Here is a 14,340-nt window from a genome sequence, read left to right as displayed (position 1 = left end):
ACGTGGACTGGGAGCGCTACCACCCCGTCTTCACCGCCGCCCGGCCCACCCCGCTCTTCGAGGACCTGCCCGAAGTCCAGCGGCTCGAGGAGAACACCACCCACATCGCGGACTCCGGAAGCGAGTTCGCCACCCGGCTCCTCGGGTTGGCCGCCGCCGAGCAGGACCGCCTTCTGCTGGATCTGGTCCGGACCGAGGCGGCCACCGCACTCGGCCACGCCTCACCCGATGTGCTCTCCGAACAACGCGCCTTCCGCGACGTCGGCTTCGACTCGCTGACCGCCGTCGACCTGCGCAACCGGATCGCCGCCGTGACCGGGCTCGCCCTGCCGAGCACCATGGTTTTCGACTACCCCAACCCGCTCGCGCTCGTCGCCTTCCTGCGCGAGTCCATCGGCGGGTCCGCCACGGGCACCGCCGTCGCGACCACGAACACCGCCGTTGCCGACGACGAGCCCATCGCCATCATCGGCATGAGCTGCCGCTACCCCGGTGGCGTCGGCTCGCCGGAGAACCTGTGGCGCCTGGTCGCCGAGGGCGGCGACGCCACCGGCGAGTTCCCCACCGACCGCGGCTGGGACGCCGAGGGGCTCTACGACCCCGACCCCAACCGGACCGGACACACCTACTCGACCCGGGGCGGCTTCCTCCACGACGCCGCCGACTTCGACGCCTCCTTCTTCGGCATCTCGCCCCGCGAGGCCCTGGCCATGGACCCCCAGCAGCGCCTGCTGCTGGAGACCTCCTGGGAGGCGATGGAGCGCGCCGGGATCGACCCCGCCACCCTGCGCGGCAGCAGCACCGGCACGTTCATCGGCGCCAGCTACCAGGACTACGGAGCCAACGGCGCGAGCCCGGAGGGCGCCGAGGGACATCTGATCACCGGCACCATCTCCAGCGTCCTGTCCGGCCGGCTCGCCTACACCTACGGCTTCGAGGGCCCGGCCGTCTCCCTCGACACCGCCTGCTCCTCGTCCCTGGTCGCCCTGCACCTGGCCTGCCAGTCCCTGCGCAACGGCGAGAGCTCCCTGGCCGTCGCGGGCGGCGTCAGCATCATGTCCACGCCCGGCGCGTTCGTCGGCTTCAGCCGGCAGCGCGCGATGGCGGCCGACGGCCGCTGCAAGGCGTACTCCGACCAGGCCGACGGCATGAGCCTGGCCGAAGGCGTCGGTCTCGTCCTCGTCGAGCGGCTCTCCGACGCCCGCCGCAACGGACACCAGGTCCTGGCCGTCATCCGGGGCTCCGCCGTCAACCAGGACGGCGCCTCCAACGGACTGACCGCGCCCAACGGCCCGTCCCAGCAGCGCGTCATCCGCCAGGCCCTGGCCAACGCCAAGGTGGACCCCGACGGCATCGACGTCATCGACGGACACGGCACCGGCACCGCACTCGGCGACCCCATCGAGGCGCAGGCCCTGCTGGCCACCTACGGCCAGGGCCGCGACCCCGAGCACCCGCTGCTCCTGGGCTCCGTCAAGTCCAACATCGGCCACACCCAGATGGCGTCCGGCATCGCCAGCGTCATCAAGGTGGTCATGGCCATGCGCCACGCCACCGTGCCGCAGAGCCTGCACATCGACCGGCCCTCCTCGCACGTCGACTGGAGCTCCGGCGCCATCCAGCTGCTCACCGAGCCGCTGCCCTGGCCGAGCACCGCACACCCGCGCCGCGCGGGCGTCTCCTCCTTCGGTCTCAGCGGCACCAACGTCCACACCATCCTCGAACAGGCCCCGGATGAAGGGCCCGAGGACGACACTGTCACCGCACCGGCCCGCCCGGCCGACCCCACCCCCGTACCCCTGGTCCTGTCCGGACGTACCGAAACGGGCCTGCGCGCCCAGGCCGGCCGGCTCCTGACCCACCTCGCCGACCACCCCCTCCCGCTCACCGACCTCGCCTACTCCCTCGCCACCTCCCGGACCGCCCTGGAGCACCGCGCGGCCGTCGTCACCGACGACCCCGACGCCCTCACCCGCGCCCTGACCGCGCTGCGCGACGCGTCCCCCGACGGCGGACTGCTCACCGGCCGCCCGGACGGCGGCCGGCTGGCCTTCCTCTTCACCGGCCAGGGCAGCCAGCGCCCCGGAATGGGCCGCGAGCTCTATGACCGCCACCCGGTCTACGCCCAGGCCCTGGACGCCGTACTGGCCCGCTTCGACCTCGCGCTCGACCGCCCGCTGCGGGAGATCCTCTTCGCCGACCCCGGAACCCCCGAGGCCGCGCTGCTGGACGACACCGGCTACACCCAGCCCGCCCTCTTCGCCCTCGAGGTGGCGCTGTTCCGGCTCGCCGAGTCCTGGGGCCTGCGCCCCGACTACGTCGCGGGCCACTCCATCGGCGAGTTCGCCGCCGCGCACGCCGCCGGAGTCCTCTCCCTGGAGGACGCCTGCACCCTGGTCGCCGCCCGCGGCCGGCTGATGGCGGCACTGCCCCCGGGCGGCGCCATGGCTTCCGTCCAGGCCACCGAGGACGAGGTGGCCGCCGCGCTCACCCCGTACGACGGACGGGCCACGGTCGCCGCCGTCAACGCCCCGGAATCCCTGGTCGTCTCGGGCGACGAGGATGCGGTCCGCGCCGTGACGGCCCACTTCCAGGAGCTCGGCCGCCGCACCAAGCGACTGCGCGTCAGCCACGCCTTCCACTCGCCGCACATGGACCCGATGCTGGCGGACTTCGCCCGCGCCGTCGGCTCCGTCACCTGCCACGTACCCACTGTGCCGCTGGTGTCCACCGTCACCGGCGCACTCCTCACGCGCGAAGAGCTCGCCGCGCCGGAGTACTGGACCGGACAGGTCCGCGGCACCGTCCGCTTCGCCGACGCCGTACGGTTCCTGACCGAGCACGGTGTGACGACCTTCTTCGAGCTAGGCCCGGACGCCGTACTCAGCGGCGCGGTGCGCGAGAGCACCGGTGAGCAGCCCCACGCCACTGCCACCGCCGTCCCGTCGCTGCGCCGCGACCGGCCCGAGGCCCCGGCGCTGACCACGGCACTGGTCCGGCTGCACCTCCACGGGATACGGGTCGACTGGGACACCGTGTTCGCGGGCAGCGGCGCCCGCCGGACCGACCTGCCCACCTACCCCTTCCAGCGCGAGCGCTTCTGGCCCGAGACGGCCGGCGAAGCCGTCGCACCCGCGCACCCCGCCGACGCGGCGGACGCGGAGTTCTGGTCCGCCGTCGAGCGCGCGGACCTCGCATCCCTGGGTTCCTCGCTGCACCTGGACGACGACACGCTCACCGCCGTGGTGCCCGCCCTCTCCTCCTGGCGGCGCAAGAGCCGGGAGCGCTCCACCGTCGACGGCTGGCGCTACCGGGCCACCTGGAAGCCCCGCACCGGCCAGGCCGGTGGCGGACACCCGGCCGGGACCTGGCTGGTGCTCGCACCGGCCGACGGCGAGCGGGCTTGGACCGATGCGGTCGCCGGGGCCCTGGGTGCCGACGCCGTGCGCGTCGAGGTGAGCGCCCCGCAGCGCCGGGAGCTGGGCGAGCGGCTGAGTCAACTCGCCGCCGAGCACGGCGAGTTCACCGGCGTCCTGTCACTTCTGGCGACGGCCGGTGACGGCGCCGATGACGCCACGACCGCGGGTCTGCTGCTGACGACGACCGCCGTCCAGGCCCTCGGCGACGCGGGCATCGCGGCCCCGCTGTGGTGCGTGACGCGCACCGCCGTGGCCGTGGACCGCGCCGAGCACCCGGCCCGGCCCGCGCAGTCCGCCGTCTGGGGCCTGGGCAGAGTGGCCGCCTTGGAGCACCCGGAGCGCTGGGGCGGCCTCATCGACCTCCCCGACGAGCTCGACGGCACCGCCCTGCGCCGCCTGGCCGACGTCCTCGCTGAAAGCGGCGGCGAGGACCAGCTCGCCGTACGCACCACCGCGACGTTCGTCCGCCGCCTGGCACACCACCGAGCCGCACCGGCCCCCGAGGGCACGTTCAGCCCCACCGGCACCGTGCTCGTCACCGGCGGCACCGGCGCCCTCGGCGGCCACGTCGCCCGATGGCTGGCCGAGGCGGGCGCCCAGCACCTGCTGCTGGTCAGCCGCCGGGGTGCCGACGCCCCCGGCGCCGGCGAACTGGCCGAGCAGATCGAGGCAATGGGCGCAAAGGTCACCCTCGCGGCGTGCGACACCGCCGACCGGGACGCGCTCGCCGCCGTACTGGCCTCGATCCCCGACGAGCACCCGCTCACCGCGGTGTTCCACACCGCCGGCACCGTCGACGACGGCACCCTGGACACGCTCACCGCCGAGCAGTTCGCCTCCGTCCTGCGTGCCAAGGTCACCGCCACCCTCAATCTGCACGAGGCGACCCACGGCCAGGACCTGACCGCCTTCGTCCTCTTCTCCTCCGTCGCCGGAACCCTCGGCGCACCCGGACAGGGCAACTACGCCGCCGCCAACGCCTTCCTGGACGCCTTCGCCGAACACCGCCGCGCCCAGGGCCTGCCCGCGACCTCGCTGGCCTGGGGCCCCTGGGCCGAGACCGGAATGGCGGCCGACGGCGCGGGCATCCAGGACCGCGTCCGCCGCGGCGGCTTCACCCCCATGGCACCCCAGCTCGCCCTCACCGCACTGCGCCGGGCGATCGAGCACGACGCCACGACGCTGACCCTCGCGGACATCGACTGGCAGCGCTACGCACAGGTCTTCACCGCGACGCGCCCCAGCCTCCTCGTCGGTGACCTGCCCGAACTGCGGCAGGCCACGCGACCCGTCGGGACACCGGAAGCCGCCCTGCGGGAACCGGCCCTGCGCCGGCGCCTCGCCGGGCTCTCCCCGGCCGCGCGCCCGCGCTTCGTCCTGGACCTGGTACGCACCCAGGTGGCCGCGGTCCTCGGACACACCGGCACCTCGGCCATCGACGCCGAACGTGCCTTCGGCGACCTCGGCTTCGACTCGCTGACCACCGTCGAACTGCGCAACACCCTCATGGCCACCACCGGCCTGAAACTTCCCGCGACCCTCGTCTACGACTACCCGACACCGACCGCCCTCGCCGACTTCCTGCTCGCCGAACTCCTGGGCAACCTGAACGAACCCGGCGCCCCGGCCCTCGTCGGCCGCGCGGCGGACGACGACCCCATCGCCATCGTCGGTCTCAACTGCCGCTTCCCCGGCGGCGTACGGTCCCCCGAGGACCTCTGGCGGCTGCTGAGCCGTGGAGAGGACGCGATCGGCGGGTTCCCCGCGGACCGCGGCTGGGACCTCGACGCGCTCGCCCGCGGTGCCTCCGCCACCCTCGAAGGCGGATTCCTCGACGGCGTCGGCCTCTTCGACGCCCCCTTCTTCGGCATCGCGCCCCGCGAGGCGCTGGCCATGGACCCCCAGCAGCGGCTGCTGCTGGAGACCTCCTGGGAGACGTTCGAGCGAGCCGGAATCGACGCGACCACCCTGCGCGGCAGCCGCACCGGCGTCTTCGTCGGCACCAACGGCCAGGACTACGCCACGCTCCTGCGCCAGGGCACCGGCACCACCGACGTACGCGGCCACGTCGCCACCGGCAACACCGCCAGCGTCCTGTCCGGCCGCCTCTCCTACGCCTTCGGCCTGGAGGGCCCGGCCGTCACCGTCGACACCGCCTGTTCCTCCGCGCTGGTGGCCCTGCACATGGCCGCCCACGCCCTGCGCAACGGCGAGTGCACCCTCGCCCTGGCCGGCGGCGTCTCGGTCATGTCCAGCCCCGACTCCTTCACCGAGTTCACGGTCCAGGGCGGGCTGGCCCCCGACGGGCGGTGCAAGCCGTTCGCCGACGCGGCCGACGGCACGAGCTGGTCCGAGGGCGTGGGCGTCCTCCTCCTGGAACGCCTCTCCGACGCCCGCCGCAACGGCCACGACGTATGGGGCATCGTGCGCGGCACCGCCGTCAACCAGGACGGCGCCTCCAACGGACTGACCGCGCCCAGCGGACGGGCCCAGCAGCGCGCCATCCGCCAGGCCCTCGCCGACGCCGACCTCGCTCCCGCCGACGTCGACGTCGTCGAGGCCCACGGCACCGGCACCACCCTCGGCGACCCCATCGAGGCACATGCCCTCATCGCCGCCTACGGACAGGACCGGCCGAAGGACCGGCCGCTGCTGCTCGGCGCCGTCAAGTCGAACCTGGGCCACACCCAGGCCGCCGCCGGTGTCGCCGGCACCATCAAGGTGCTGCTGGCGATGCGCCACGGCGTCCTGCCCGAGACCCTGCACCTCAACTCCCCGTCCTCGCACGTCGACTGGACGGACGACACGGTCTCGCTCATCACCGAGCAGCGGGCCTGGCCCGAGACCGGGCACGCCCGGCGGGCCGGCGTCTCCGCCTTCGGCGTCAGCGGCACCAACGCCCACGTCATCATCGAGCAGGCGCCGGACGCCGAGGAGCCCGTGGCACAGGAGCCGCCCACCACGGTGCCGGGCCTCGTGCCCTGGCCGGTGTCGGGCAAGTCCGACGCCGCGCTGGAGGCAGGGATCGAGCGGGTCTCGGCGCTGACCGGCCCGTCGCCGGTCGACGTGGGCCACTCCCTCACCACCGGCAGGGCGGCGTTCGCCCACCGTGCGGTCCTCGCGGCCGACGGAGCGGGCGTACGGGAACTCGCACGCGGCGTCGCCCAGGAGGTCGACGGAAAGCTGGCGGTGCTGTTCTCGGGCCAGGGTGCGCAACGCGTCGGGATGGGCCGGGAGTTGTACGGCCGGTTCCCGGTGTTCGCGGAGGCGTTGGACGAGGTGCTGGCGCACTTCGATGCCGGGCTGCGGGAGGTGATGTTCGGCGATGTGGAGGGTCTGGACGAGACGGGGTTCACCCAGCCTGCGCTGTTCGCCGTCGAGGTGGCGCTGTTCCGGCTGGCGGAGTCCCTGGGCGTGCGGCCGGACTTCGTGGCCGGGCATTCGATCGGCGAGATCGCGGCCGCGCACGTGGCGGGGGTGTTCTCGCTGGCGGATGCGTGTGTGCTGGTGGCGGCGCGGGCGCGGCTGATGCAGGCCCTCCCGGCGGGCGGCGCCATGGTCGCCGTTCAGGGTACCGAGGAGGAGGTGGCCGTGCGGCTGGTCGACGGGGTGTCGATCGCTGCGGTCAATGGTCCGGAGTCGGTGGTGCTGGCGGGGGAGGAGTCCGACGTCCTGCGGATCGCGGAGGAGTTCGCCGGCCAGGGTCGTAAGACGCAGCGTCTGCCGGTCAGCCACGCCTTCCACTCGCCGTTGATGGAGCCGATGCTGGAGGACTTCCGGCGGGTCGCCGAGGGACTGTCGTACGACGCCCCGCGGATCGCGCTGGTGTCCAACCTCACCGGTGAACTCGCCACCGACGACCTCGTCCGCTCCGCCGAGTACTGGGTCCGGCATGTGCGCGAGACCGTGCGCTTCGCCGAGGGCGTCCGCGCCCTGTCCGCGGAAGGGGCCGCCGTCTTCCTGGAGCTGGGTCCGGACGGTGTGCTGACCGCGCTGGCCCAGCACACCCTGGACGGCACCGCTACCGCCGTACCGGCCCTGCGCAAGGACCGGCCCGAGGAGACCGCGCTGCTCACCGCCCTCGCCCAGCTGTACGTCGTAGGCGTCGGGGTGGACTGGTCCGGGATCTTCGCCGGTACCGGAGCCCGCCGCGTCGACCTGCCCACCTACCCCTTCCAGCACCAGTGGTACTGGCCGGACGGCGCGCCCGCCGCGGAGGCGACGACCGGTGCGCAGGACCCCGTGGACGCCGAGTTCTGGGACGCGGTGGAGCGCGAGGACCTCTCGTCGCTCTCGGACGGCCTCGAACTGGACGACGCCGCACTGTCGGCCCTCGTCCCCGCCCTGTCCGCCTGGCGTCGCGGGCGCATCGAGCGCGCGACGGTCGACGGCTGGCGCTACCACGTCACCTTCAAGCCGCTGACCGGCACCGCGCCCGGCACCCTCACCGGACCGTGGCTGGCGCTCGTCCCGACGGGCGGTGCCGACGAGTGGACCGCCGCCGTACTCGCGGCCCTCGGCGAGTCCGCCGTCACCGTCGAAGCCGACCCGACCGACCGCGGCGCGCTCACCGGACGGCTCGCCGAACTCGCCGCCCAGGGAGCCGAGTTCACGGGAGTGATCTCCCTGCTCGCGGCCTCGTACGCCGACACCCTCCCCGCCGGACCGGCATGGCCGGACGAGGCGGTGGCGGCACTGGCGGACGCCGGAATCGACGCCCCGCTGTGGTGTGCCACCCGCGACGCGGTGTCGGTGGGCCGCTCGGAGACCGAAATCAGCGTCGCCCAGGCGGCGGTGTGGGGGCTCGGCAGGGTCACGGCCCTGGACCACCCGGACCGCTGGGGTGGCCTGGTCGACCTACCGCAGGTGCTCGACCGGCGCTCGGCCGAAAGGCTCCGCGCCGTACTGTCCGGCGCCGGCGACGAGGACCAGGTGGCGCTGCGGCCCTCCGGCGTCTTCGGGCGACGGCTGGTGCGCGCCACGGACGACGTCCCCGCGACCCCGTGGCGGCCGACCGGCACGGTCCTCATCGTCGGCCCGGCGACCGGAACCGGCGGACACTGCGCCCGCTGGCTCGCCGAACAGGGCGCCCGGAACCTGGTGCTGGCCGACCCCACCGCACCGGACACGGCGCAGCTGCGCGCCGAACTCGACGCCCTCGGTGTGCCGTTGACGGTGCTCGACTGCGCACCGGCCGACGGCGAGGCGCTGCTGACCGCGCTCGCCGCGCTCCCGGCGCAGGCGCCGCTGACGGCCGTGGTCTTCACGGACGGGCCGTCCGGCACCGACGGACCCGCCACCGCCCCGGCCGCGCTGCGCGCCGACGTGGAGAGCCTGGCGGCCGTGGCCGAGGTGGCGGCCGTTGACCGCCCCCTGGACGCGTTCGTCCTCTTCTCCTCGATCGCCGGGACCTGGGGTGCCGGAGGCCGGGGCGCAGAGGCGGCGGCCGGCGCCCAACTCGAAGCCCTGGCGCGCACATTGCGTATGCGCGGACTGCCTGCCACGACGGTTTCGTGGGGCGGCTGGGCCGACACGGTCTCCGACGGTCTGGCCGCCCACCTGAGGGCCAACGGGCTGCCCGCGATGGACCCCTCGCGGGCCCTGACCGCGCTCGCCCGCTCCCTCGGCACCGACACCCCCGCGGTAACGGTCGCCGACGTGCGGTGGGACCGGTTCGCGCCCGCCTTCACCCGCAACCGGCGCAGCGCCCTCTTCGCGGAACTGCCCGAAGCCCGCGCGGCGTTGGCCGCACCGGGCGTCGCCGAGCCGGACACGGCGGGCAGCGCGAGCGGCCTGCGGGCCGAACTCGCCACCCGTCCCGATGCGGAACGCACCGAGGTCGTCCTGGCCCTGGTCCGTGCCCAGGTGGCCGCGGTGCTCGGGTTTGCGGACGCCGACGCCGTACCCTCCGGCCAGGCGTTCAGGGACCTCGGCTTCGACTCGCTGACCGCGGTCGACCTGCGCAACCAACTCGCCCTCGCGACGGGCCTGGCCCTGCCGGCCACCCTCGTCTTCGACTACCCCACGGCCGACGCACTCGCCGGCTACCTGCGGGCGGAACTCCTCGGCGAGGACGCGGAGGAACTCCCCGCGACGGCGCGGGCGAAGGGCGCCGACAGCACCGATGACCCGGTGGTCATCGTCGGCATGAGCTGCCGCTACCCGGGCGGGATCCGCTCGCCCGAGGACCTGTGGGAGCTGGCCGTGGGAGAGGTGGACGCCATCGGTGGCTTCCCCGTCGACCGGGGCTGGGACCTGGACCGGCTGCTGCACGGCGACCGTGACGGCCGCGGCCGGACCGTCACCAGCGAGGGCGGATTCCTCCATGACGTGGCGGACTTCGACCCCGGATTCTTCGGGATCTCGCCGCGCGAGGCCATGGTGATGGACCCGCAGCAGCGCATCCTCCTGGAAACCGCCTGGGAGGCGCTGGAGCGTACCGGCATCGACCCGGCCGGGCTGCGCGGCGGTGACACGGGCGTCTTCATCGGCGGTGGCTCCGGCGACTACCGGCCCGAGGCGGGCCAGCTGGGCCATGCGCAGACCGCGCAGTCGGCGAGCCTGCTCTCCGGCCGGGTGTCCTACACCTTCGGCCTGGAAGGCCCGTCCGTCAGCGTCGACACGGCCTGCTCGTCATCCCTGGTGGCCCTTCACCTGGCTGCCCAGGCGCTGCGCAACGGCGAGTGCTCCCTGGCGCTCACCGGCGGTGTGACGGTGATGTCCAGTCCGGTGAACTTCATCGAGTTCGGGGAGATGGGCGCTCTCGCGCCCGATGGCCGCTGCCGGGCCTTCGCGGACTCCGCGAGCGGCACCGGCTGGTCCGAGGGCGTGGGCGTCCTCGTCCTGGAGCGGCTCTCGGACGCCCGCCGCAACGGGCACGAGATCCTCGCCGTCCTGCGCGGCTCGGCCATCAACCAGGACGGCGCCAGCAACGGCATCACCGCCCCCAACGGCCCCTCGCAGCGCCGCGTCATCCGGCGCGCCCTGGCCGACGCCGGGCTGGCACCGGCCGACGTGGACGCGGTGGAGGCGCACGGCACGGGCACCACCCTGGGCGACCCCATCGAGGCGCAGGCGCTGCTGGCCACGTACGGACAGGACCGGGAACGTCCGCTGATGCTGGGGTCGTTGAAGTCCAACATCGGCCACACCCAGGCCGCCGCCGGCGTCGCCGGTGTGATCAAGATGGTGCAGGCCATGCGCCACGGCATGCTGCCCAGGACCCTGCACGTCGACGAGCCCACGACCCATGTCGACTGGAGTGCGGGTGCGGTCGAGCTGCTGACGGCCGCGGCCGCCTGGCGGCGGCCGGGCCGCCCCCGGCGGGCCGGCATCTCGGCCTTCGGCGCGAGCGGCACCAACTCCCATGTGATCATCGAACAGTTCGAGCGGCCCGAGCCGCCCGCCGGGACCGCACCCGCGGGGGAGTCCCACGGCCCGCTGCCGGTGCCCGTATCGGCCGCCGCGCCGGAGGCACTGCGGGCCCAGGCCCAACAGCTGCACGCCTACGTGACCGCCCGGCCCGAACTCACCACCGCCGGCCTCGCCCGGTCGTTGGCCACCACCCGCTCGGTGTTCGCACACCGTGCCGCCATCGTCGCCGTCGACCGCGACGACCTGCTGGGCGCCCTGGCCGCGCTCGCCGGCGGCCACACCTCGCCGCAGGTCGTCCAGGCAGAAACGGCGGCCCGCCATGGCAAGCTCGCGGTGCTGTTCTCCGGCCAGGGCACACAGCGGCTGGGCATGGGACGGGAGCTGTACACCCGCTTCCCGGCGTTCGCCGAGGCATTCGACGCGGTGGCCGCACACCTGGACGCCGAGCTGGAACGCCCCCTCCGTGACGTCGTGTTCGACGACGCGGAGCGGCTCAACGAGACCGGATTCACCCAGCCCGCGCTGTTCGCCATCGAGGTGGCACTGTTCCGCCTGGTCGAAACCTGGGGCATCCGCCCGGACTTCGTTGCCGGACACTCGGTCGGTGAGATCGCGGCGGCACACGTGGCCGGGGTCTTCTCCTTGCGGGACGCCTGCAAGGTCGTGGCCGCACGGGCCCGGCTGATGAACGCCCTGCCGGCCGGCGGCGCCATGGTCGCCGTCCAGGCCACCGAGGAGGAAGCGGCGGCGCTCCTGACCGGGGGAGTGTCGATCGCCGCGGTCAACGGGCCGCGGTCAACGGTCCTCTCCGGCGACGAGGCCGCCGTCCTGGGCATCGCCGAGAAGTTCACCGCCGACGGGCGCAAGACTAGGCGTTTGCGGGTCAGCCATGCGTTTCACTCCCTGCATATGGACGCCATTCTGGAGGACTTCCGACGGGTCACCCGGAGCGTGGACTACCACGCCCCGCAGATCCCGCTCGTGTCCAATGTGACCGGCGAGGCAGCGACCGAAGCACAGGTGTGCTCCCCGGACTACTGGGTGAGCCACGTCCGTGAGGCCGTCCGCTTCGGCGACGGTGTCCGCACCCTCACCGAGCGTGGCGTGACCGCCTTCCTGGAGCTCGGCCCCGACGGCGCGCTGTGCGCCATGGCCCAGGAGACCCTGGACACCCTGCCCTCGCAGGCGATCACCGTCCCGGCGCTGCGCAGGGACCGCGGCGAACAGGAGTCCGTGGTCACCGCCCTCGCCCGGCTGTACGTCGACGGAGCCGTCCCGGACTGGGATGCCCTGCTCGAAGGGGCCGCCGGCGAACCCCGCCGCACCGACCTGCCCACCTACCCCTTCCAGCACCAGCGGTACTGGCCGGCCACCCAGCCGGTCACCGAACCCGCCGCACCGGGCGGCGAGGACGACGCCTTCTGGTCGGCGGTGCGCGAGGCCGACTTCGCCTCGCTGGAGACGACGCTGCGGGTCGACGGCGACGCACTGGCCAAGGTGCTGCCCGCGCTCGCGGACTGGCGTCGCAGGCATGGCGAGCAGAGCACCGTCGACGGCTGGCGGCAGCAGATCACCTGGCAGCCGCTGACCCCGAAGCCCGCCCGCACTCCGGCAGGCACCTGGCTCGCCGTGCTCCCCGCCGGATACACCGACGACCCCTGGGCCGCCGACGCCGTCGCCGCCCTGGGCCCGGACACCGTACGCCTGGAAGCGCCCGGCCCCGACCGCGCGGCGCTGGCCGCACTGCTACGCCAACTGGCCGCCGAAGGCCACGAGTTCACCGGAGTGGTGTCCCTGCTCGCCCTCGCCGCCGCACCCGGACACGGTGCCGCGGCGCCCGAGGGACTGGCCCTGACCACCGCCCTGATCCAGGCGCTCGGCGACGCGGACCTCGCCGCACCCCTGTGGTGCGTCACCCGCGGCGCGGTCGCCGCCGCGCCCTCCGAGCCGGTACCCGGGCTCGCCCAGGCCGCCGTATGGGGCCTGGGACGGGTCGCCGCCCTGGAGCACCCGCAGCGCTGGGGCGGTCTGATCGATCTGCCCGACACCCTCGACGAGCGGTCCACGGTCCGCTTCGCCGAAACCCTCGCGACCCCCGGCGGCGAGGACCAGATCGCGATCCGGCCCTCCGCCGCCCTCGGCCGCCGGCTGGTACCCGTACCGGCCGGGCGCGGCACAGCGGAGTGGAACCCCACCGGCACCGTCCTGATCACCGGCGGCACCGGTGCGCTGGGCGCCCATGTGGCACGCCGGCTCGCCGAGGCGGGCGCTGGCCACCTGCTGCTCCTCAGCCGCCGGGGCGCCGACGCGCCCGGCGCGGACGGACTGCGGGCCGAACTCACCGCACTGGGCGCCGAAGTCACCCTCACCGCCTGCGACGTCGCCGACCGCGACGCGCTCGCCGAGGTCCTCGCCGCGATTCCCGACGGGGCACCCCTGACCGGCGTGATCCACACGGCGGGCGTCCTGGACGACGGTGTCCTCGACAGCCTCACCCCGGACCGCTACGACGCCGTCTTCCGCGCCAAGGCCGCCTCGGCCCTGGCCCTCCACGACCTCACCCGGGACCTGGATCTGGCCGTGTTCGCCCTGTTCTCCTCGTCCTCCGGAGCGGTCGGCAACGCAGGCCAGGCCAACTACGCCGCCGCCAATGCCTTCCTGGACGCCCTCGCCGAACAGCGCCGGGCCCAGGGCCTGGCCGCGACCTCGATCGCCTGGGGCGTGTGGGGCGGCGGCGGAATGGCCGACGACCACCGGGCGACCGACGTGGCCCGGCGCATCGGGATCCGCCCACTGGACCCGGACCTCGCCGTCGTGGCGCTGCGCCGGGCCGTCATGGACGGGCGGCCCACCGAGGTCGTCGCCGACATCGAACGCGACCGGTTCGTCCGCTCCTTCACCGCCGTACGGCCCAGCCCGCTCCTCGGCGAGCCGGCCGTCGCCGAGCACGGGGCGGCGGGGGACGGCGGCGAGGAGACCACCGGCGACGCGCTGCGCGAGAAGCTGACGGGCCTGTCGCCCGCCAAGCGCTCCGAAGCCGTACTGGAGCTGGTCCGCACCCGGGCCGCGGCGGTACTGGGACACCCCACGGCCGACGCCGTAGGTGCCGACCGGGCGTTCCGCGACCTCGGCTTCGACTCCCTCAGCGCCGTCGAACTGCGCAACCAGCTCGGCGTCGCGACCGGGCTGAGCCTGACCGCCACGCTCGTCTTCGACCACCCCCACCCCGCCGACCTGGCGCACCACCTCCTGAGCCTGCTCGTCCCCGACGAGGGATCGGGGCAGGGGACCAACGACGGCGACCTGGACCCCTCCGGCATCAGGGCCCTGCTCGCCTCCGTCCCCATGAGCCGGCTGCGCGAGATCGGCGTACTCGAACCCCTGATGAAGCTCGCCGCCGAGCAGAGCGCGGCGTCCCACGGCGAGGCCGTCGCCACCACGGCGGCAGACGCCTTCGACGACTCGATCGATGCGATGGACGTCGCCGGCCTGGTGCAGGCGGCACTCGACGGCAATTCCTCCCAAGAGCGCTGAAAGAGCGGACCAT

Annotated in this window: 1 protein-coding gene (cut by a window edge); it reads left to right on the top strand. The window is 74.3% G+C overall.

The window, feature by feature from the left end; genetic code table 11:
• Nucleotides 1–14,327, top strand: partial view of a type I polyketide synthase gene (locus ACIRPT_RS27630; protein WP_403831773.1) — the 3' portion only. The gene continues 14,143 nt to the left of window position 1, outside the view; only the last 14,327 of its 28,470 coding nucleotides appear in the window; its start codon lies beyond the left edge, outside the window; the stop codon is at nt 14,325–14,327.
• Nucleotides 14,328–14,340 lie beyond the last annotated feature (13 nt).

The sequence above is a fragment of the Streptomyces sp. NPDC101227 genome (assembly GCF_044767545.1).
GTDB lineage: Bacteria > Actinomycetota > Actinomycetes > Streptomycetales > Streptomycetaceae > Streptomyces.
Note: the sequence above shows the minus strand (reverse complement) of the source record. Positions and strands in the feature narration are given on the sequence as shown.